At 35.3% G+C, this 22685-nt stretch carries 16 protein-coding genes; all 16 read right to left on the reverse strand.

Features of this window, described 5'->3' with window-relative positions; genetic code table 11:
• Positions 1–4 precede the first annotated feature (4 nt).
• The 16 genes from EV197_RS12795 to EV197_RS12865 all read right to left on the reverse strand — a co-directional run bounded on the left by EV197_RS12795 (position 5) and on the right by EV197_RS12865 (position 22605).
• Entirely contained in the window at positions 5–1657 is a 1653-nt protein-coding gene (locus EV197_RS12795; RefSeq protein WP_130287185.1) for a contractile injection system tape measure protein, read from the reverse strand.
• A complete protein-coding gene (locus EV197_RS12800; protein ID WP_130287186.1) occupies positions 1644–5096 on the reverse strand; it encodes a PKD domain-containing protein in 3453 nt (1150 codons plus the stop codon). The genes EV197_RS12795 and EV197_RS12800 overlap by 14 nt, the downstream gene beginning before the upstream one ends.
• Positions 5097–5108: 12 nt before the next feature.
• Positions 5109–7811, reverse strand: coding sequence for a hypothetical protein (locus EV197_RS12805; RefSeq protein ID WP_130287187.1), 2703 nt, complete (start codon positions 7809–7811; stop codon positions 5109–5111).
• On the reverse strand, positions 7799–11143 hold the full coding sequence (locus EV197_RS12810; RefSeq protein WP_130287188.1) for a baseplate J/gp47 family protein: 3345 nt from the start codon (positions 11141–11143) through the stop codon (positions 7799–7801). Before EV197_RS12810 ends, EV197_RS12805 begins: the two co-directional genes overlap by 13 nt.
• 14 nt (positions 11144–11157) lie before the next feature.
• The gene (locus EV197_RS12815; protein WP_130287189.1) at positions 11158–11571 is read right to left on the reverse strand and encodes a GPW/gp25 family protein; all 414 of its coding nucleotides are present in this window, start codon (positions 11569–11571) and stop codon (positions 11158–11160) included.
• Between the two features lie 2 nt (positions 11572–11573).
• A complete protein-coding gene (locus EV197_RS12820) occupies positions 11574–11864 on the reverse strand; it encodes a PAAR domain-containing protein (protein WP_130287190.1) in 291 nt (96 codons plus the stop codon).
• 28 nt (positions 11865–11892) lie between these two features.
• Positions 11893–13638 carry a type VI secretion system tip protein VgrG gene (gene vgrG / locus EV197_RS12825; protein ID WP_130287191.1) on the reverse strand — a complete coding sequence of 582 codons (1746 nt, stop codon included), beginning with the start codon at positions 13636–13638 and terminating at the stop codon, positions 11893–11895.
• A 2-nt stretch (positions 13639–13640) separates the two neighbouring features.
• A complete protein-coding gene (locus EV197_RS12830; RefSeq protein ID WP_130287192.1) occupies positions 13641–14366 on the reverse strand; it encodes a CIS tube protein in 726 nt (241 codons plus the stop codon).
• Between the two features lie 4 nt (positions 14367–14370).
• The gene (locus tag EV197_RS17100; protein WP_165389060.1) at positions 14371–14532 is read right to left on the reverse strand and encodes a DUF5908 family protein; all 162 of its coding nucleotides are present in this window, start codon (positions 14530–14532) and stop codon (positions 14371–14373) included.
• 3 nt (positions 14533–14535) lie between these two features.
• On the reverse strand, positions 14536–14979 hold the full coding sequence (locus EV197_RS12835) for a phage tail protein (RefSeq protein WP_130287193.1): 444 nt from the start codon (positions 14977–14979) through the stop codon (positions 14536–14538).
• Complete coding sequence (locus EV197_RS12840; protein WP_130287194.1) at positions 14979–15425, reverse strand: phage tail protein; 447 nt, start codon at positions 15423–15425, stop codon at positions 14979–14981. The genes EV197_RS12835 and EV197_RS12840 overlap by 1 nt, the downstream gene beginning before the upstream one ends.
• A gap of 99 nt (positions 15426–15524) precedes the next feature.
• Positions 15525–17456, reverse strand: a complete 1932-nt coding sequence (locus EV197_RS12845; protein WP_130287195.1) for a phage tail sheath family protein — start codon at positions 17454–17456, stop codon at positions 15525–15527.
• Positions 17457–17471: 15 nt separating this feature from the next.
• Positions 17472–18482 (reverse strand): hypothetical protein, encoded by a 1011-nt coding sequence (locus EV197_RS12850; protein WP_130287196.1) that lies wholly within the window; start codon positions 18480–18482, stop codon positions 17472–17474.
• Positions 18482–19069 (reverse strand): Pvc16 family protein, encoded by a 588-nt coding sequence (locus EV197_RS12855; protein WP_130287197.1) that lies wholly within the window; start codon positions 19067–19069, stop codon positions 18482–18484. The genes EV197_RS12850 and EV197_RS12855 overlap by 1 nt, the downstream gene beginning before the upstream one ends.
• Positions 19070–19547: 478 nt before the next feature.
• The gene (locus tag EV197_RS12860) at positions 19548–21086 is read right to left on the reverse strand and encodes a YifB family Mg chelatase-like AAA ATPase (RefSeq protein WP_130287198.1); all 1539 of its coding nucleotides are present in this window, start codon (positions 21084–21086) and stop codon (positions 19548–19550) included.
• Between the two features lie 190 nt (positions 21087–21276).
• The gene (locus EV197_RS12865; protein ID WP_130287199.1) at positions 21277–22605 is read right to left on the reverse strand and encodes an aspartate kinase; all 1329 of its coding nucleotides are present in this window, start codon (positions 22603–22605) and stop codon (positions 21277–21279) included.
• Between the last annotated feature and the right edge of the window lie 80 nt (positions 22606–22685).

Consider the following 22685-nt stretch of genomic DNA (forward strand, 5'->3'; position numbering starts at 1 on the left):
TTGTTTACCAGTCAACAAATAGCAATTTATCCTTCCATTTCAGTTTAATAATCGATATGTTCCAAGATATTTTGTCTAGTAAAATATCTTGGGTCTTTCGTTCTATAATTATCTGTGGGCGATCTTGATCTACTTTTAATTTACCAGGACGTTGTAGAAACTCATTTTGAAGTAATTCTATAGAAGAATTTTTAAGTACGGACCAATGCGATAGTAATGATTTGAGCATATCCTCTACCTGGTATTTAACCTTATCTTCAAGGACAACAAACCGATTTATGGGTTGGTTAATAGGAAGGTTACAAAGAAATTTTTCAAAAACCATTAAGTTTTCAGGTTGCTGCTGCTTTCCCGTTGCCACATAATGTAATAGATGCACTGCTTTTTCTTTATCAATTATCTCATTTTGATCATTGATTAGATTACAGTTGAGTAATAATTGAGCAAGAAAGGGATGAGTGAGTATCAGCCCGGCATTGTCTATATAGTGTTCCTGATCAATCAAAGAAAATTTAAAGTCTTCAGATGAAGTCCTGAACGTATCCACAACTTTATTCTGTGGAGCGCTGTTAACTTTCAAATCCCTATTGATCACAGTATTCTTATCTTCAGTAGGTTTTGAGCTTTGATCATCCTGGCTACTTTTTGATTTGAGCTGATCGGACTTATTGATGTTCATTTTCTGATTAACCTCCGTTTGGTCTGTATCTTTAAGGTTTTCTTCATTTGTATCATTTGGAAATGATTGGGAAAGCGGATTATTTGTCCTAGCCAAATTTTCAAAATCGTTCACTACAGATTCTAAAGAAAATAGTAGCTCTAATTCGGTCTGCTGTTGAAGTTTTGCTACTATAAATTGTTCCAAGAGCTCTTTAGATGGGTTACTACCAGTTATCTTTGGTAACTCATATATAAAATCTAACAATAAACTGCTAAAGGCTTTTGGGCTTGATGTTGGAAAAAATATTTTAAATGGTAATCGCCAAAAATTAGTTCTATTAGGGTTTTTAAAACTTGCAATTGCCTTTGTTAGTTTCTTAACTAAAATTAATTTATCTTCTTTAGAAGCGCATTCTATAATATTTTTATGGTGTAAGATTTCAAAAACACTACTGATGAAGGCATCGTCAAATTGTTTAATCAAACGAATTACGGCCTGCTCTTCTTGTAAAACACTACTTAGTTTATCTAATCCTTCGCCAACAGATAGGTGATCTATGACATCCTTTTCAAAAAGAATAGCATCTTTATTTGATATATCCCACCATGCCGTAGTACCATTTTGCAAAAAATAGATCCATTTATCTAAAATTCGATCTTGTAACTTGTTAATCTTAATCGAATTATCTTGAACACCCGATAAAGCACTTTCTTTTAATTCATCAACTTTTGCTACAACCTTATTTAGAATCAAGGGCTTTAATTCTTTCAGGTCTTCTTTATTCCCCAAAGGAATATCAATAGTCAAGTTGTCTATTTGAATGATCCGACCAGCTTCTCCCTCGGTAAGTTCATCAAAATACTGCTGCAGTTCAGGAAGCAAAGTAAACTTGATAAAATTACTTAGGTTATCTTTTAGGTAATATGCCTTATCCTTTGAAGAGGTATTGACCTCTACAAAAACTTTATTAATGATATGTGTGCTAGAACTGTTCACCCTGGCGTAATATTTCTAGATGTAAATTGATTAAATCGATAATAGAAGTAGAGTCAGTAAACACATCTGTTATTTCTACATAAAAACCTTTTAAAGAACCATCAGTGTCTATATTAAATTGTAGCTCTAAGAATTGAGTATAGACTTGGTTAAAGTCATTCCCGATTTGTATAATTGGGTCAATAAACTCTTGTATCACACTTACATCCTGACATCTCAATATATTGTAGAATGCATTGCTAAATCTTTCTGTTAGCGTTCTCACCACATTTTGTTCTTGTTCTGTTCTTGAACTATTTAATGCATCAGTCAAATTGAAAAGAGATTCTCTTGTAAAGATTTCCACTAATAGATCATTACTATCGCCATTTGTAAAACCCTCTATATTATTATTGATCTCCGTTATTATTAAATCAAGCCTATTAATTGCATTTTGGGTAAAATCATTATAATCAACATCCAAGGCTCTTAAACCCATAATTTCTGCCCTAGTATTTGCAATAAAATCTGTAACGATATCGATACAGGCATTACTAGTATTTGGAATTGGTATGGTAACGGGTTCGGTCTGATTTTGACCACATAATCGGCTTACTGCCTGTAAAGAAACAGTTACCGATGAGCCATCGAATTGATCAAGTGGTCTTCTTACCTGTGATCTGGTATCTCTCTCGATAACCTCTCCATTAAGGTTCCATATATAACTATTTGCATTACTGGAGGTATTGGACAACACTAGGTTACCTTCTTCTAAAGCGTGTGTAAAAGAAGCAATAGGTTCTTCTTGTATCGTAATGGAAATACCAGAAGCCTCACCGTTTACAAGTATCGGAACAATACTAACACTATCTGGTACTTGAGTTGCCAAAAATGCAAAACCGTTATCCATAGTCACGACTCCATCTCCGGTGATGGTTACGATAGCATCACGTGGCTCTATTATAAATGGATGTGGTGTAGTATCGCCTCTACAGATGGTTGTCCGATCGATACTCACTTGAGGATCCTCGGGTATTACTAATGTAATGCGTTCTCTGGTTTCATTACTACAAGTTGCTGTGCCGGTTTGTAAAACGACATCAAAATTATAGGTGCCAGGTCCGCTTAAATTATAGGTGTGCTGAACTGATGTTTGCGGTGTATCTATTACGCCAGAATTATCTCCAAAATTCCACGAAAATATAGTTCCATCTACTGCATTAGTACTTACTACATTAAATGTAACCGTAACCTGATTATTAGTGGGTTCAGAAATTGTATCCACTTCAATGGAAATATCTGTTTTTTGCAAGACTCTTATCGCACAGTCCGTATCAAAATTATTAACGGTAAACCTAATTGTTTCTCCAATAAGTTCGTCGCTCACTAATCTTGGATCAAAAACATATTCACCATAGATATTTTTTGTTACTCCTCCATTTAGGCCCATAGACACTTGTGCTTCTACAAATCCACCCATTGGTGTTACATGAAAAGGAACGGGCTCTGTACTTTCATCAAAACATATTTCATCTAGCGGTAGCGATAAGGTGATAAAGTTGTCATCACAACACAGGTAAGGTAAAGTAAAGTCTGCCACAACAGGGTTTAGAACAGCAAAATCATCAGCTACTTCATCTTCAAAATCGCCAGCTAAAGATGGAAAGTTTGGATATGGATATGGATATCCATAACCATAAGGATAAGGATAGGATTTATACTCTCCTTCAACATAGATCATTATAAAAGTTCCACCAGGAGGAACACCGGCTTTGTGTTCATATCCGTGATTTTTATTAAGATAAAAGTCGGTATAATTCGTTATAAAATCACCAACTTCCGAAGCTTTAATTTTTAAGACCACAACATTAAAACTTAAACCGTGTTTTCTTCTGGTTTGCTGAATAATACTTAATGCTTCCTTATAATTTCTTCCTTGATGTCCTTCAATTCGATAAAAATCGTGATCTCTACAGATTTCTAAAGGTTTCTTACTATTAAGCAAATCATCGTGATAGCTTACATTATCCCTATACCTACCCAGTGCAGTTTTTTCGTAATCCCAAAGTTGAATTAAGTGATCACCCAGATTCGTATAAAAGGGAATCGCTTTTTTACTTAAACTCCCTAGTTCGTTGGAAGGGGTAACCTTAATGTAATTATAGTTTATATTATAGTTGGCTAGCAATTGTGCTGCTCTCTTAATCAAACTAAAACATTGTTGTTTGGTATCATTAATAGTAAAACAAATTTCAATCTCATTTCCTTGCGGATCAACTACAGTTTCATCTAATGTAAAATCATCCGCTATAACATCCACAGGGTCTTCAGTTAGGCAATCGCTACAGGTACTTACATTTTGCCCACTCAACAAAGGAGATTTGTAAAAACCATGTCTATATTGATAACAAGGACCATCCTTATCTAATTCTCCAAGCATCAAGTGCTTGGGAAAGGAATTGATATCCGGACAACACAGCGAATCTTGGATACCAAATAATAGATCTTTTAGTTCATTATAGGTATCAATAACATCTTTTAACAGGTCATAACGATACTGAAAATCAGGTGGAACTTCATCATCAGTAAAGGAGAAGAGATCATCGATATTATCCTCTATCGATTGTAAAAGAATCGGCATTTGTAAGGCAGTGAGTAAGGTCTGAAAACCAAATTTTATTCTGCTTACTACATTATTGCGTAACATGCGTTCGGTGAAGCGTTGCTTCATTACCAGGTAATTTTCAAAATCCTCAGGTTGCAGTACTACACGATTGGCTTTTACATCTGGTAATTGATGAAATAAATTGGCGTAATTTACCGTACTAATGGTGGCATCGTGTTCGCTAATTTGTTCTGCTATAGCTCTACTTACCAATAGTACTTTATAATTGCCAATAATCTCTATACCTTGATTATCGCAGGAAAGGCTTACACATAGGTCTTTTTCTTTTTCGTAGCATTCTAGATATAAAAGAACCACGGCATCCTTTAAAACCTGCCCTGTATTCGATTGTAAATCAGCTAATGGAAAAGTATCATCATTATCATTTTCTTGATCCGTTGCTGTTAACAACTCATAAATGGTCAGCTGTGTATCCCCATCATAGAAAAAAGGCTTGTAATCCGCTTTTTCATTGTCATAAATTTTATAATGGGTATACTCTTTTTGAGTTATTCCTATGGTTTTATTTTGTAAAACTGGATCGGTTTCAAAGAGATGAAATAAATCACCATCCGTTGTTACCCCAGCCCCTTGCGTTATGGTTATTGTATTATTAATTTCATCGCAGGATGGCTTAAATCCACAAACGATTCCTACGCCAGAAAGGCAAATCCTACTGAGTCTATCCTGATCATCAAAAAAATCGACTATTTCGTTAAGATGTCCTTCTGTTAATACCTGGTTTTTGGTAAACCTTCTGTATTGAGTTGTTATTGCTGAAAGTTTAGTTGACATTATTGATTGATTTTAAAGTGATCCTAAATTTGTTTTTCCTAAAATGATTCTTCCATAGAGTTCTTCATTCTCATCGTCACAATCAAATAATCTTCCTGTTGGATATACATTATTAAGATCTGAAATTGCTTTGATGAGGTTTAGTAACTCTGGTTCGGGTTGTTCCTGGTCTAGATTTGTTTTTTCTAATAGATAATTTTTGTAGGCTTTTTCAAATTGAAATAGTTCATTGTCATCCTTGTTTTCTAAGTCGTTTTCCCTGTAGCCTACCCAGCAAATCTTCGCAAGTACATGTGCTGGTAGTTCCTCCTTAATAATTCGTTCCATATAATTTCTAAAATCGGTATTAGAAAACCGAAGCGTGTATCCAGGGATTACAATACTAATGCGATAAGAGTATGGATCAATGGGTTCGCAATTGGTACACCCATCCGTACAGATGGGCATAAATGTATCTGCATTAACATCCGTTTGATTGATATCAGGTCTTAGTAAAATATGCTCTACTATAAAAATGCCCTCTTCGGTAAAGTCTTCTTTGAAAAACTTGATAATGTCTAGTATTGCTTGCTTTACCTCCTGTTGTGTATCATAATAGAGAAATTGTTTGGCAATAATTCGATCAGGATCACTGGTACTCGTTACCATTGGATTAATAATATCAAAAGAATACTTGCCACTATCAGAAATATGTACTTGAATATTATCAATCACTGCATGATCCGTTATCGGTTCTTCAAAAGTTTTGTTGACGTTGAACTCGCTTGTTTGAATGATTTGTAATACAGAGAAATACAATTCTCTATTGGCGGCAGCCAGATCATAATAAGCTTCAGTTGCTGATAAAATGATGTTATTATTTACATCCCGTATGCGCCACCTATATACTTTTTCATTATCACTATTTATTAGGCTGTAAATTTGAACAAAGGAATCCGAAAGGCTTCTTCTGTCATAATTTTTTATACCCAGTAAGCGTGCTATTCTTTTTTGAACTCCAGATACGTTGTCAGTATTCCATAAACCAGCAAAGGGTTGTTTATAATAATTAAATGCCTTTCCCCTATTTTTACTTACAATTCTATAATCTTTTAAAAACGCCTCTTTATTTCGAAGAACCACCTCATCAGTAGTATCTGCATATATAGCTTTCATAATAAATGTGTATTCAGAAAAACGCTCTGCAAACCGTGCTAACAGGTGATCTAATATTTTATTTCTACGTTCAATATTATTGTCTAATTCCTGAAATAGTTGATGGGTTAAGAACTCATCATCATCCATTGGGTAATCGTTAATCAAGTCTTCAATACCTTTTAGATCTTTAACTGCCTGAGTAAAGAATGTATTAGTATGGGTACCACTAACCGATAATAATTCTTTTACTTCTCCTAAATGTTTAAAGTAACTCGCTAAGATTTGATCAAAGAATAACAAATAAGCTTTAAGTTGTTTAGCCTTTGCTTTTCTGGCTGTTGTAGCTCTTGCAGGAAGTCCTATTTGACTTATCCCATAGGTATCCGGAAAATCATTTTGAATAGTGGTATAGGAGTTTGTCTTTAGATATTTACCTTTTGGAATTTCAAGTTCCTTATCAATTGCTGCCAACTCTTTTTCTTCTTGATCTTCTTCTTCAAGTTCATCTAAATATTCTTGAACTCTTGCCATATTTACATTCAGCGGCAATAACCCTTTATTATAGTTGAAAACACTTTTATCGCATAGTTCTGGTTTTTCAAAGGCGTCTAAACATATAATCCATTCGTTACCATTTTCGATCTCATCTCCGCAATATCCCAATGAAATATCTTTGATATTCTTAACTCCTGGAATATCCATAATCTTACTCATAATATCCGAAAGACGAACTTCGCTTCTTAAGTCTGCTTCTATCAGTTCTTCTTGGTCAATAAAGCCGTGTTCTAAGACAGGACCATCAAAAATCTGAAGGGTATTATACCCTTTATCCATCATTTGTTTTAGTGAATAGAAGTTGACAGTTGTGGAGAAATAGGCCTCAATAGCTCTGAGCAATAATGCGTGCACTAGTTCTTCATCTGCAGTATTATCGACTTCAATGTCTGCACATACCTTAATAGGAACTTTGCCTATTGGTTTAATCGTTACTAAATCTTCACAAAGATTTCTATTGGCATTATAGCGTTTTCTGATGTTTTTGTTTACCTCGTTTGTTGGGACAGCACTATTATCATCATAGTCTACATAAAGATCATATAATCCTTTTAACTCAAACTCTTTCCTTATGCTTGTCGATAAATCGTTAAAATCATTTGGATTGTAGGACAGTAAATCATCTTTGCAATTTGCATAAACTTTCTTTTTATGTTTAGCCAACCAGCAATTCTTAACTCCATCTATATCAATAAAAAGCTTACGATAATCTAGCGCGGTTATCGGACTTGTTGGTAAAACATCAGATGCTTTATAAAATTGTTTATCAATTGCTTTTTCTGACTTATCCGAGGCTAATAAGTTTTCAATAGGGAGATTGATTCGCATTCCAAGATCTGTTATCGCATAGGATAACATTTCCAATATTGTTATTCCTGGATCGTGTGTATTATAATCAGTCCATAATCTACTACCTAACTCCTCGATGTATTCAATTCCTTTTTCTTTGAGATAAAAGAAATCCAAATCATCCTCTGAGGCTACTTTTTTAGGTATGCTTATATGTTTTTTTAGTACTGGCATGTTTCTGCTTCTTCAATAGTTTGATTAACACAAGTTTTAACAGTGGTGCTTACAATATGTTTTTTTGCTGACACCAAAATATGCTTAGGGCTAGCTGGGGCAATGATCTGTTTAAAATCAAGTTTTTTGATGTAATTGGAATTATTAGGATCTTCAGGTGTCTCAAGCTCTTCAGGGTGTTTGGCCATTTCGAGTTCTACTAAATAGTCTACATATGCTAATTTTTCGACATAATCAATTAGCATACTTCTGTTCAACTCCACTCCAAAAACAATTTCTTGCGTGGTATCAAAAGCCCAGGGAGATAAAAATTTAATCAAGTCCTCATCCAATTGTTTCTTGTAAAAATTTTCATCCAATTCTTGGTAAAATTTGACACTGACTTTAATAATTACCTGTTCGTATAATGGATTAATCACTCTAGCTTCCACTTGCATGGAATTCAATTGGTTAATATAATTTTGAATTTTATTTAATGTGGCTGTGCTAAGTCTAGGTTCATAGATGTCAAAAACATTTTTATCAATGATATCTGGTATAACCACTACAGTTACATCTCCCGGTGAGATAAATGAAGTGTTTGATGTGTGATTTAAACACTTGACTCGAAATACCTGATTGAATTGTTGCATGATCAAATGTTCGTAATCCCATAAAGTTACCGCCCTATTTTTATGTCGTAATCGTTCACTAATTCTTCGATAATAATTGTCGTCTGACTCTTCGGGTTTTCCATCAAAAGAATTAAAGGGTTGTTCTACCTTTTTTATTTGAGGTAACCGTTCCACTAATTTAGCAATAGTACCTACCGGCAAACCATTATTAAGATGTCCTAATTCATTGTTCTTATTTACAAATTGTGATAATACCGCTTGCGCTTTAATGTCTATTACCTTACAAACTGCATCATACGATTTATGCATTTTTGCTTTTAACCATATCAAGCCTTCTGGCAATCTGGTATTAGTTTTAGTAGCTTGTTTTGGAATACTGAATTTTACAATTCCAGAAGTCAAAAAGTTGTCGATATTATTTTTTAACACGTAAGTTTCAAGATTTTTCCAATGGTTATTACATAAGATGTACCATTCAATTTTTTGATTCCCCTTAAAGGAATCTGCGGCTGGGTTTTCACTTCCCTCGAGAATTTGGAAAAGTAAAGCTACCTGTTGAGACACTTCAGCATCCTTTAGCCCTATAAAAAGTTCTCCTCCGTGACAATAATCGGGTACTGCATAGGCTGATGTGGATGCCTGGGGATGAAACACTTGTTTTTCTTTAGCTACAACTTTTAAGTAGGTGTGTTCCTCATATTGTCCAAAGGGACCTTCGTGAAATAGTTTTATTCTACTGTCCTCGTAATTTTGTTTATCGCTCGCTATTAGATTAACCGTTTCGCTAGCTGTGTAATCTAAAGTTATGGCATCGGCAAATGGTGTATAAGGATCATTAGGAATTAAAGTCTCCTCTAATTCACTGGACAAGGCTAAAGCATAAATTCTTGGAAATAAAGCGTGCAAAAAAGATTGTCGCAACATAAGTTTTAAGGGGCCACTCTTTTCAATTTCAAAGGTTTGATCAAATACGCTAAAATTTGTTTCGTATACATTATTGTTATCAACGAATAATGTCACTGGGTCTACTTGATTTTGCCAATCTTCCTTGTACAGTACGGCTAAATCAGCTTCAAAATAAGCGTCTGAAGTGACGATCAATTCATCATCATTATTATTTAAAACTATTTGTTTATTATTTAAGGCTCCATCATTGGTTTGAAGATTCTTTGGTGCTTCCGGTTGATTTGCCGTGAGCTCTTGAATATCAATGATCTCAAACATTCCTTCATTAAAAATTGTTCTGCTCGTGGTACCTAGATACTCTTGTTTATAAGCTTTATAATGTTCTTTGAAAGAATCTGGTGTATTTTTCCAAGAAATAGACACCTCTATGGATTGCCATTTTTTTTGAAAAGCTTCAGGATAATTGATAATAAAAGAAGATCCTTTAACAGGCTGTGTCGTAAATGGATAAAATGGTTTCTTTGTATTAAGCACCCCAGTATCACTATCTAGTTGTAATGAAGTTACCTCTTTGACATCTAGGTTGATCTGCACCGTGCTTACTTGTTTTTTCACCAACTTTCGAAATAAATCGTGCCCAATTTGGTTTTCCGTCTTTATCAAAAAACGAATCACAGGTAAGGTGGTATCAAATCTTTCCTGATGAATTTCTTGATCGTAATTTACCACCGCAGGTGCATCCTTGGGAATTTGAAACACCAAGTGTAATTGATTGGATGAAATCCTCGAAGAAATATTGCTAATAGATCCGTTATTCTTAAATGGCAAATTTTGCCGTAATTTTAGATCACTAAACCATCCATCACCTGTACTATATTGGATCCTAAAATTATCTATTAACTGATTACTAGAAATGCTTTTGTTGGGCAAGCCCAAATTCTCCGCAAAGTGAATAATCACTTGGACGTTTCGCTCTCCTTCGTTAAGATTAAATAAAGGCGAAGCTATTGCAAAACCGAGTTTAGCATCCTGTAATTCTGTATACTTTTCTTCAGTAGAATTATAGCCAAATGGTAACCAATAACTAGCGTCATCCGGAAGTGCTTCTCCCTGCCCGTCTAATGAATTGGCAATATCACTATACTTAATTTCACCTGTATAAATATCGTTATAAAGGCTTTTCAATTGAGACACCTGGGTTTTATTAGCAATCAGCTCTTCTAAAGTTTCGTAGATTCTTTTATTACCATTAGCATCCTTACCTCCTTCTAATTGTGTGCCCTTTTCAATTTTTTCTTCAAAAGTTCGTTTTGCTAATTCAAAAATAACGTGTGCTTTATCTGGCTCTGCAGGTAGTTTATGTATTTGTAAAATTTCTTTGTAGTAAAAGTCGAGGTGTCGTTTGGTTATTTTATTAAATCGTTCTTTACTAAACTCCAATAACTTTAAAAAACAAATCAAAAGTGTCATATGTGGAGTAACGCTTTGATCTATCGTTAGAACCGCTAATGTGTTTTCAATGTTTTGTTTGATTAATTTATAAGCGCGTTTTTTTCGCTTAGGGATTGCGGATTCGCTAATCTCAAATTGATTAAAAAAATGCTGCCAATTCCCTGCAGAATTACTATGATCTGTTACTTCAAAAAAGTTTACTTTTTTAGCAAAGTTATAGGTAAAAAGAACCCAGTCTGCTACATCCAAGTCTTGAAGCTCTAGCTTGTCTGGATTTAATTTATCATTGTAACGTTCCTTTTGATCGGTACCGTTTCTTTTAAAAATTATATTGTCTGTATGTTTAGCGTCGTTACACATAAATCATTATTAGATCATTGAATATTTGTACCCTCTTCCTTATAAAAAGGAAACACTACATTTCTTCTTGAATTTGTGGTTCTAATGATATATTCTATCTTGATTAAAAGTTTACCCTCCAACTCATCACTCTCTGAGATATCTATTTTTGTAACCTCTATCCTTGCTTCGTGATATAAAATAGCAGTACGTATTAATTCTGAAACAAAGGTTTTTAAGGTTAAATCCAGAGGTTTAAACAGGAGCTCGTCTAAATTACACCCATAACCGGGAACCATTATACGTTCACCTAACTTGGTGGTTAACAGTATTTCTAAACTTTTTACAATATCTTCTTCGTCCGAAGTCATCACTAGTTTGTTACCCGTCTTGGTAAACTCTGGCGGAAAACTCCAACCTGTCCCTAAAAAAGAATCTTTTGTATCCATAATTAACCTCCTATTAGAACTGTCGCACATCCCAAAACTATAGTGCCTCCGTGAGCAGTGCTGTCTCCCATTCGGGCAGCAGGCATACCTCCTATAAACACTGTTCCTGACCCCATTACAATAGTATCTGGTGGACCTGTACAAGTTGCCATATCACCCACTCTTGCAGCAGGTAGACCACCAATCAGTACGGTAGGTTCTCCTGCCGGTAAAATCGGACCGCCAACGTGTGGTACGACCCCAGTCACCAATGGACAAACGTGCATATCTGTTATTCTCGCTGCTAATGACATAAATGGTTTATTCTTTTATTATTTATTATTAATTGATTTGTACTAAAGATCCCTTTAGCACAGCAATTGCACTTGTGGAAACTTCAGCTCCTGCAGCACCCTCAGCCTTAAATTCTGCGTTGGCAGTAATATTTACATTTGTACCTTCAATATTAACATCACCCGTCGCTTTCAAATTGATATCTGCAGCGCTTTCTACCGATACCCCATCACTGTTTAGAGTTATGATATTACCGTTTTCATCTTCTATTACTATTGACCCCTGATCTTCATCCAATACAACCTTATTACCGTTGGGAGTTTCAATAGTTATTGAATTTTTATCATCGTTAAAAAGCAATTTCATCTCGCTTCTTGTTACAAACCCTTTTTCGTGATTATCATCGCTAGCCACAATAGGAGCAGTTTTAGCACTACTATGTAACATCCCTAAAACCACAGCATCATTAGGGTCATCATTTATAAAACCTACGATTACCTCATCAGAAATTTCAGGTCTAAAAATCGCTCCTCGGTTGTCTCCTGCATCAAGAGAGGCTACTCTACACCAAATCCCTTGTTCTTCGTTATTAATAATAGGAAGCTGAACCATGATTCTTTCTTCTCCATTAGGGTCATCTTCTAATTGACTAACAATCCCTACTTGTAATCCACATATCCCTGATAGCAAACCTGAAGCTGGTAGTGGATTGATGTCATAAGTTTCTGAAAACCATTTTGGATCAATGCCAAATTGTGCATCTGTTGTCCAATTACCTTCTTGTATCTGGTGACTCACTCCTGTAATATAAGTCGCTCCATTAAACCGATCTCCTACACCTTCAAGATTTAATAAAACCCCAGGTTTCACTGAAGGTATTCCCTGAAATTTTACCCTACCTCTAATTTTAGAAAGCTGTTGAAACAAGAGTTTTGCATCGCTCCAATCTTGTAATTCTGTAGATGTCAAGGCACCTCCGTGTCGCAATTCTAAGTTTTCAAGGCCTACCACCGCAGCCAAGTCTGAAGGGGACAAATTGCCGTTAAGTGTCACTGACGGATCTGCACCTTCTGCTTCTAGTACCTCCTGATCTGCTGAGCTCCATCCATAAGAGGTTACTTTATCAATTTGATTTCTGGCATCAATTTCTGCATCCAAATCTAAAATGGTAGCACCAAATGTTACGGTCTCCACAGCTTCTGTGCTAAAGTCTGGTTTAGCTATAGTGATCTTGCCATCATCTGCAAAACAAAGCTTTCCATTTGCTTGTGCACGAGTTACCAAGAAGTCCCAGTCCGAAATGTGATATTGCACTAGCTCTTTGTGTTCATTATTAGTAGCTTCTACCTCTTTATCCAAACCATAGCTGTCTAATATCTCTTCCATCATATCACTATCTTTGACTTCATAGTAATACTTACTCTTACGACCTATAGTAAGTTTTACACATTTATCTTTACATTCTAATATGAGATAAGAGCCATTTTTTCGAATTTTAATATTGTGCTTTATGACAATTCCTTTAAATACAGTTTCTTCATCGGAGTGATAACCCGCAGTTATTTCTATTTCAGCTCCAGGAACAAAAATTGATTCATTACTTAGCTGAAAATCTCTGTCTGCTGGCGTTCCATCAACCATAATCAATTTAGCAGTGGGTATTCTGTTAACCTCTTTTTCTATCGCTATCGATTTAACCTGGTACTTTTTAGATAATTCACTTCCATCTACCAGTACCTTAAAGGTTACCAAATCTGCACTCTTTGAGGTTTGTATTACGCTTCCTTCGGCCATAACTAAGAGATTTTTTCAATTGGCGGAAAGAAAATTTCCGATCCTACTTCAAGGTTGCGAAATGATGTTAAGTCATTAACTTTAGCTACTTCAAGGTAGTATTTGGAGTCGCCATACACTCTATGAGTCATAAGCGGAAGTGTATCTCCTTCTTTAACCGTTCTAAGATGAGTCAAATCTGGTGACTGATTATTTTCTTTAGCTACTCTTAAGTCATCTTCTACGAAGCCCTGGAATTTTGCCTTAGCAACCGCTCTAATAGGTGTGCCATCAGGTTTAAAAAGTTTAAACTCAATGCTCATCTCTTTAAGACTTCCTTTGAATAAAAGGGTGCCCCAAGAGATTACTAAATAGTTTGGTTTATGCTCCTCGCCGTTATAATCCAGTATAACTTTCTTGAACTTTTCAATATCATCGATGATACCTTCGCCCTCATCTTTGAAGACTTTATCATCCGAACTACTGTTAGGGTCTGTGCCATAATGAACAATAACACCTGATCGATCAAATAAAAACTCTAGTTCGAGGTCCTCGGGTAGCTTTTTATTGAATTTAGGAGCTAAATCGCTTGTACCCGAAGCCTGATCCTCATTTTGCTCAATTTTATAATTAAACTTATATTTTTCAGGATTAACAAGTGTTGTAAATTCACCATCCCCTACCTTATCATTAAATTGAGGATCGCTATACGCTACAACTTTAAGTTTTTTTAATTCTCCGTTACTCATCTAATTAGCGTTCTGTTTGTTTTGCAATTATTTCCATAATCTGTTCTACACATTCTGCGATTATCGCATCTTTATTAGCTCCAGGTTTTGCAGCAGCTCCTGATTTTTCCTGATCGTTATCTACATTGATTCTGATATGCAGTTCTTTAATTTCTATGGCTCCCATGTATTATGAAATTGTATTGTAATAGTTATATACCAGCTCTATAGTTTCGATCACCACTTTGCTTTCTTCAGCGCTAAAATCTGCTACAGACCACTTTACTGGATAAGCATGAACCACATTCCAAGACAATAATGGTTCATGCTTTTCGTCCAATAATTTCACCATCAAATCAATAGGTTTAAAGTTGAAATTCTCCACTGCATCCTTGCACCAATCGATAACTTTAGAATCCACCAACAATCCTCTTTTTAGCACTAGATTAGGGAACTTTGTCCTTACTGGAATTTTATGCTTAAACCGGTTCTCACCACCTTCAGCAATCTCTTCTGTTTCAATATCAACAGAAAGCCCCGAAACAGATTGAAACTGATGATCTGACTCACTAGGAGAAAGTCCCGTAAATTCAACACTAAAATGAAAACCTACCGGAGGATAGTATGCTGCCATTAGGATGCTATTTTAAGGCTATTGATTGCAAACTCTGCTGATTCAATTGCGATCTCATTGCCATCAGCCTTGAGATCCGTAGAGCTTATTTTAAGCAACCAAGCATCCTCGGCTTCCCAAGTAACCACAGGTTCGTGTTTTTCGTCTAATAAACTAATGGTAAGTGTACTTCTGTATTTTTCTTCGCCTTCTTGAAAGAATACGTTCTTTTTCCACATTTCAAAAAACTGTCCTTTTGTAGAAACAAAAGTTCCTCTTTTGATGGAAACGTTAGCAAATTTGGTCATTCCAGGTTGCTTTTTCTTGAAATAGTCGTTGTCAGCACCGCCACGGTATTCGATAACTTCAGTTTCAAAATCTAATCCTGAAACTTCTGTACAGTTTAGTTCTGTATCTCCACCTATGGTAACCTTAAAATGAAACTTTGGTAATGGATATTCTGCCATGATTTCTGTGTTTTTATAAATCCCAATACGCTACCTTGTTTATTGGCTCGTAAAAGATATTTGTTAATGTTATTTGTTTATTTAGTATTTAAAAAGTGATTAAGCCTCTTGCATTTTATGAGAGAACTTAAGAATGATAAATTCTGCAGGTCTTACAACAGCCATCCCTATTTCAATGATCATATTACCATCTAGAATATCATTAGCAGTCATCGTTTCTCCTAGTCCTACATTAACATAGAATGCCTTATCAGGAGTAGGCCCGGCAAGTGCCCCAGCCCGCCACTGAAGGGTTAGAAAGTTATTGATCATTGCTTTTACACGTACCCATGTATTTTTATCGTTAGGTTCAAAGACGAATTGCTCGGTAGCCTTTTTAATTGACTCTTCTGCCATATTAAAAAAGCGTCGCACTGGTACGTATCTCCATTCTTTATCGTTACCTGCTAAGGTTCTGGCGCCCCAGACTAATGTTCCTTTTCCGGTGAAAGTTCGTATAGCATTTATAGATTTACCTGTAGTATGTACATTGAGATCCATCTGCTCTTCGTGTGAAACCTGAACTGAGGGTTTGATAACATAATTTAAACCAACATTAGCAGGCGCTTTCCATACCCCGCGATCGTTATCTACTCGAGCATACACTCCTGCCATTGTTGCACTAGGCGGTAGTTTTATCGGAATTAAACCTATTTCTGCTTTAACTCTATTGTATAATATATTATCAGAAGTAGCCAGCGTATTTAATTTTACAGTAGTAGATGAACTACCTGACGATGGTAAAGCGTTAATTAAGAGATCTAATTCATCTGTGGCAATAACTGCATCAATTCTGGCTTTTAAAGCATCACCAGGCGCATCTGTAGAATGAATACCCAGTGCATCATAAAGCCCTGGTTGATTTATTGAAATTTCATTTTCAATTTTGGACTGGGTGTCGTCGGCATTTAATCGATCTATGCTTTTATTTAAATCTAGTACCGTTTGCTCTAAATTATCTGTTATCCAGGTATCTAATGCATTGGCTTCCGTATCCGCACTTCCATCGGCACGAGCAATATCTAGAGCAGAGTTTAAGTTATTAGATAGCCCGTTGATATAACTTATAATTTGATTTATTTTACTTTTCAAATCAGGAATTAAAGCAACTGCTTCGGGATCACCAGCCGCATTAGTTACATCCGTTTCTAGGTTGTTTAGATCTGTGATTAAGGTGTCTAAAGTCGAAGTATCAATATCATCCGCAATATTTTGAACAGACTGACGTACGTCAACAGGTGCTGAAACACTTTGCGTAACATCTATTTGACTTTCATCATAGGCATAATCTAAGATAGTATGGATGTACGGGAAATATACTGCTCCGTATTTTAAATAATCCTTTTCAAGGTTAATGCCGTTTCGAACCGCAGCATCCGGATTAACATCAGTGTTACTATCGTTAGTATACTCTTCATCAGAATACGTATCGATAATAGTAAACCTGTCCTGAAGTTCGTTACATTGCGTTAAAGCATTATTATATAAACTATAGAAATCCGTATCACTGTTCAAAGAAGTTGCATCCGGAAAAACTAGCAAGGTGGGTTCATCTACTTTTCTGATTTTTGTTAATCCATCATTTAGCTTAGCAAACTCAACTAAAGTTGCTGGTGTTGCCAAATTGCTATCATACTGATCGACAGAAACAACATAACAAGGCCCTCCTCCATTTGCAAAATACATTTGAAGGGAATAAAACATAAGAAAAGGTGACTTGTTCGCCTCTGCTGGTGGTGTTGCCGATATCACGCCATCCAATACATTTACTGTAATGTCAGATTCGGGTTTTGCTCCGCCAAAAAATGTTTCATACTCTAACATAGAAGTTATTCTTGTAGGAATATTTGCTAAATCTCCTTCAGCCTTTTTTGTTGCTTTTTCGGTATATCCTATAAAAGCTGGAATTGCAGTCTCTACTTGGGCTATGGAAGGAGGAAACTTAACGATCTCCTCAATATAAACCCCTGGTGTTTTGTACGTAGTAGCCATAATTAAAAATTGTTTTTAAATAAAAATTTCAGAATATGTTGTTGTTATATTTGTGTTTTCATCAGTTACACTTTTTATGATATCTGCCGTTGGATTTGGAAATTTATACTTTTCAATATCCGAGGGTAATGGGGGTGTGATATCCGTATCAGGATCAATCTCTATAAAACCTTTTAAGGTCAGTGGCTTCAATGAGCTAGTCTCCAATTCTTCCGCCGCAGCTTTATTGATAAATTTCCAGATGGTTTTTTGATTGTCAAAATGTAATTTAAAGGATGGTACAGGATCAATAACCAGGCTTTTAATATCCTGAGGGTCTGTATCATCTACTGTGATAAGATCTATAGCATTATCACCTATCATTTTTAAGGATAGTACTCCTAATAACCCTTTACTTTTTGCTCCCTCAATAGACTGGTTTATTATCAACTGCCCCGCTGGCGTTGTTATATCTGATGGACCTAATTCTAACATCAATTGTACTTCGGATCCTGTAGTGGTATTTTGATTGTTTATTTGGATATCATACCACACTTGTCTCGTTACTGCTTCAGTGAGCAAAAAATCTTCACTAATTAAATCAGTATCGGTAAATGCTGGTATATATGCGTATGGATTACTTTCAGCGGCTGGTTTAGCATTGGTAAAATAGAAGAATCTATTCTCTCTACTTTTTAAAAAAGTGTAGTTGTCAAATAAATAATCCTTTTTATAGATATAAAAGTTAAGTTGTAAGTCTTCGGGAAGTCGTATTACAGTTTTATAATCATCGCCCTGTTCTTCTACTTTGGCCAATACTAAAATGCGATCATTTTGCTGTCTATAAACTAAGCCATGATTTCGCAATGATTCTTTACAAGCTGGGGTTGGAAGTATATTTAAAAACTCTTGGTAATTATAGGTAGCAAGTAGTTTTTTTTGCTCATCACCTGGCATACTACTAAACATTTCCTCTCCATTATTAAGAAAATAAGAGTGCAATACGTGCACATTAAATAAAGTTTTATATAGTATTTTAAAAGCCATTATTTTCGATTTATACTACCATTAATTTCTGTAATCAAGCTACCTTCAGATTGTGTAACATCTCTTTCAATTTGTAATACGCTCACTTTATAAATAACTGAGGGATATTGCTTGCCACCAAGAGTACCCCAGATGAAATTCATTTCTTCAAAAGAGGGGGTAAAAAGTTCTACCGTAAATTTGAAATCGCTTACTTGATCCATTCCTTCAAGATCTCTATCAAAATTGGTGTTAGCCTGGGTAAATATTCTTTTGGATTGAAAAAATTCAATCACTTTGGAGATATGTTTTAAGGATTCGGTGTAGGTGTCTTTATTTGCAGCAAACATGATAAAAAGGTTAAGGTTCACTTTATGATTTTTATACACAACCTTAGTACCTTCTATGTGGTGATTTGAAATATTTTTTAATGTTGGCTCTTCTTGTATATGTAAAAGCGTAAGTAATACATTGTTTGTATCGCCTTGATTGCCCTGTTCGGACTCAATAAATGCTATGTTGTCTAATGAAATTGGTTTTTCATCAATTTCAGCATCAAAAAATGTATTTAACTCTTCGGTTACTATTTGCAATACTTCAAAAATCATGTAGCCCTACTTTTTAAGAATCATTATATTTTCCAAGAATTTGCCTTACGCTAATTCGCGGGTACTAATTACTTTACCGTATTCCGAAACAGATTTGGGGTGGTTGTTACTGTTTGTTTAATTTACACAGGGGGATTGTGCAAACTTGGTTGATATAAAACTATAATGAAACGTTAAAAATAAGCCTAGTTAAACCCCCTAATCTTAATAGGTAAAAGACTTTATTTCTATGGGTTAAATAACCCTTGGCAATTACTGTTTTACAGTAAACCAAAAAGCTACAAAGCATAACCGTTTGATTAACTGAATTTTAAACCGAAATTAATATTTAGGAATACGGCTAAAACGAACTTTAGCATTACTTGTTTTAAATAATAATAGAGCATTAGTAGTGACCTAAACTGTTGGAGCTATAAAAAAATATCCCTAAGGGTTCCTAGGAATATTTATATTGTAAATAAAAAAATTAGCTCTTTGCTTATCCTAACCAACCATCTCTATCCAAACTTCGATATTGGATCGCTTCTGAGATATGACTCGGTTGAATTGCATCGGAAGTATCAAGATCTGCAATTGTTCGAGCTACTTTAAGAATCCTATCATAGGCTCTTGCGGATAGATTTAAGCGCTCCATCGCTGTTTTTAATAAGTCTTTGGAAGTTTGGTCCAAAACACAAAACTCACGAATTTGTTTTACGCTCATCTGGGCATTATAATGTATATTAGGATGTGATTCAAAACGCTTGGTTTGAATATCTCTTGCTGCTGTTACTCGCTTCCTAATCTCCACACTAGGTTCCCCTCTTCGTTCTTCACTAAGTTTATCAAAAGGTACTGGGGTAACTTCAATATGGATATCGATTCTATCCAATAAGGGTCCCGAAATTTTACTTAAATAGCGCTGCATCTCAGCAGGTGAAGATGTAACTGGTGCATCAGGATCATTAAAATAGCCCCCCGGACTAGGGTTCATACTAGCTACTAGCATAAAACTTGACGGGTAAGTTACCGTAAACCTCGCTCTAGAAATAGTTACTTCTCTATCTTCAAGAGGTTGTCGCATTACCTCTAAAACACTTCTTTTAAATTCTGGTAGTTCGTCTAAAAACAAAACCCCATTGTGTGATAAAGAAATTTCACCGGGTTGTGGGTAGGCACCTCCTCCAACTAATGCTACATCTGAAATGGTATGGTGTGGACTTCGAAATGGACGCTGAGCCATTAAGCCAGCATTTTCTTTGATGCGACCTGCCACACTATGAATCTTGGTAGTTTCTAAAGCTTCATGCAAAGACATCGGAGGAAGAATACTAGGTAATCGCTTGCTGAGCATGGTTTTTCCGCTTCCTGGAGGACCAACAAGAATGATATTATGACCACCAGCAGCGGCAATTTCCATACAACGTTTAATACTTTCTTGCCCTTTTACATCCGCAAAATCAAATTCAGGATTATTGAGTTCTTTATAGAATTCTTCTCTCGTGTCTACTGTAGTTCTTTCCAAACCCTCTTTACCTTCAAAAAAATCGATAACTTGTTTAATGTTTTCAGCACCATAAACTTCTAGATTATCCACTATTGCGGCTTCTTTCGCATTTTGTTCAGGCAAAATAAATCCTTTAAATCCTTCTTCTCGTGCTTTAATGGCTATGGGTAATGCTCCTTTAATAGGCTGTAGACCTCCATCCAATGATAATTCTCCCATAATCAAATAATCACTTACCTTTTCAGGTTTAATTTGATTACTCGCGGACAGGATACCTATGGCTAGGGTTAAATCATAAGCAGAACCTTCTTTTCTAAGGTCTGCAGGAGCCATATTTATAGTTATCTTTTTACCCGGAAGTTTGTATCCATTATTTTGTAATGCCGCAGCTATCCTGTAACTACTTTCTTTAATGGCATTATCAGGTAGTCCTACTAAGTGATAGCCTATTCCTTTATCAATATTAACCTCTACAGTTATGGTCGTTGCTTCAACCCCAAAGACAGCGCTTCCAAAAACTTTTATAAGCATGAGTTAGATTTTCCATAAAAGTAAAAAAAATGTTAACTATCGGCTAGAAAAAAATAATCCCAGATCTGTAAAACACTGGGAGTACAAAATTAAAACAGAAGTTGCACACTATTAGGATAATATACGTATGCCGATAGGTTCGTGTACAACCTCTGTTTTTTATGGTCTCATCTAAAATTATAACAAACAACTACACTACCGCCTCACGATGAGTTTGAAACAGTTTTTCGTTTAAAAATCGTAAAGAAGAAATCTTATCCTTGGTATCTACCAATAATGATATATTATTATTACTACCTCCATAGGAAATCATACGCACAGGTATGTATCTCAATATTTCAAAAAGCTTATGGGTATGCTTATCATTAATTACGGACTCACCCACGATGCAAATAATACTATGATTACTTTCTACTGTAACTTCTCCATATTGTTCTATTTCTTCTAAAATTTGATCCAAATTTGCTGTATCGTCAATAGTAATGGAAATGGCAACCTCTGAGGTGGTAATCATATCGATCGATGTTTGAAACTTATCAAAAACCTCAAAAATTCTTCGAAGATACCCATGAGCCATCAGCATTCTATTGGACTTTATTTTTATAGCTGTTATATTGTCCTTAGCAGAAATTGATTTTAGCCCTTTTTTGTAGGTGGTATTACTTATGATTGTTCCAGGCGCATCGGGTTGAAAAGTATTTTTTAAAGTAACGGGAATATCTAAAGCTACTACCGGAGAAACAGTTTGTGGATGTAATATCTTAGCACCAAAATAGGCTAACTCCGCTGCTTCGTTATAGGTCAAATGCGAAATTGGATGTGTTTCTTCTACATAACGAGGATCATTGTTGTGTAGTCCATCGATATCCGTCCAAATTTCTACTTCTTCTGCATTAATAGCTGCAGCAATAATAGTTGCCGTATAATCACTACCTCCTCTTTTAAGGTGACTAATATTTAGTTCTTGATCCCTACATACGAAACCTTGTGTTATATAGAGTTGAGAGGAATTGGTAAGTAGTTTTTGAAGCTGTGTACCGACATTAGATATATCAGGATTTTCAACACAAGAAACGTGCATAAAATCCTTAGCATCTAAAAATGTATTCTCAATGCCCAAAGATAACAGGTATTCAGAAAAGATAGTTGTCAATAAAAATTCACCATAAGTTACGATACTGGAGTATGTATGACTACCATATGGAGCACTAGCCTTACCATATAGGTCGGTTATGAGCGCTGAGATTTTCTCTTTCAGTTTGTCTTTTAGGTTGCCGTCTACGAATAACTGTTCGATGACTCCTACATGTTTATCTTCTAAACTATGAAGATTTCTGGCAATGGCTTCGGTATCGTTAAATTTTACATTATCTACTAAACGAACCAATTGATTTGTAACTCCAGACATCGCGGAGCAAACTACTATCTTTCTTTCCTCATCATTGGTAATTATATCTTTTACCCGAATTAAATTTTCGACAGATCCTACTGATGTTCCTCCGAATTTTAAAATTTTCATAATGTGTCTTATCTTAGAATACACTGCATAATTAATTAAAATTGAAGGAGGAATAAATATTTTAATATAAAAAGTATATA

It is taken from the genome of Aquimarina brevivitae, from assembly GCF_004216895.1.
GTDB lineage: Bacteria > Bacteroidota > Bacteroidia > Flavobacteriales > Flavobacteriaceae > Aquimarina > Aquimarina brevivitae.

Bases quoted from the DNA above. Each gene is read 5' to 3' on its own strand.
- EV197_RS12830 (WP_130287192.1), bottom strand. From the start codon at position 14,366: ATGAGTAACGGAGAATTAAAAAAACTTAAAGTTGTAGCGTATAGCGAT.
- EV197_RS12850 (WP_130287196.1), bottom strand. From the start codon at position 18,482: ATGGCTTTTAAAATACTATATAAAACTTTATTTAATGTGCACGTATTG.
- vgrG (WP_130287191.1), bottom strand. From the start codon at position 13,638: ATGGCCGAAGGAAGCGTAATACAAACCTCAAAGAGTGCAGATTTGGTA.
- EV197_RS12820 (WP_130287190.1), bottom strand. From the start codon at position 11,864: ATGTCATTAGCAGCGAGAATAACAGATATGCACGTTTGTCCATTGGTG.
- EV197_RS12860 (WP_130287198.1), bottom strand. From the start codon at position 21,086: ATGCTTATAAAAGTTTTTGGAAGCGCTGTCTTTGGGGTTGAAGCAACG.
- EV197_RS17100 (WP_165389060.1), bottom strand. From the start codon at position 14,532: ATGGGAGCCATAGAAATTAAAGAACTGCATATCAGAATCAATGTAGAT.
- EV197_RS12865 (WP_130287199.1), bottom strand. From the start codon at position 22,605: ATGAAAATTTTAAAATTCGGAGGAACATCAGTAGGATCTGTCGAAAAT.
- EV197_RS12810 (WP_130287188.1), bottom strand. From the start codon at position 11,143: ATGTGTAACGACGCTAAACATACAGACAATATAATTTTTAAAAGAAAC.
- EV197_RS12840 (WP_130287194.1), bottom strand. From the start codon at position 15,425: ATGGCAGAATATCCATTACCAAAGTTTCATTTTAAGGTTACCATAGGT.
- EV197_RS12805 (WP_130287187.1), bottom strand. From the start codon at position 7,811: ATGCCAGTACTAAAAAAACATATAAGCATACCTAAAAAAGTAGCCTCA.
- EV197_RS12800 (WP_130287186.1), bottom strand. From the start codon at position 5,096: ATGTCAACTAAACTTTCAGCAATAACAACTCAATACAGAAGGTTTACC.
- EV197_RS12815 (WP_130287189.1), bottom strand. From the start codon at position 11,571: ATGGATACAAAAGATTCTTTTTTAGGGACAGGTTGGAGTTTTCCGCCA.
- EV197_RS12845 (WP_130287195.1), bottom strand. From the start codon at position 17,456: ATGGCTACTACGTACAAAACACCAGGGGTTTATATTGAGGAGATCGTT.
- EV197_RS12835 (WP_130287193.1), bottom strand. From the start codon at position 14,979: ATGGCAGCATACTATCCTCCGGTAGGTTTTCATTTTAGTGTTGAATTT.
- EV197_RS12855 (WP_130287197.1), bottom strand. From the start codon at position 19,069: ATGATTTTTGAAGTATTGCAAATAGTAACCGAAGAGTTAAATACATTT.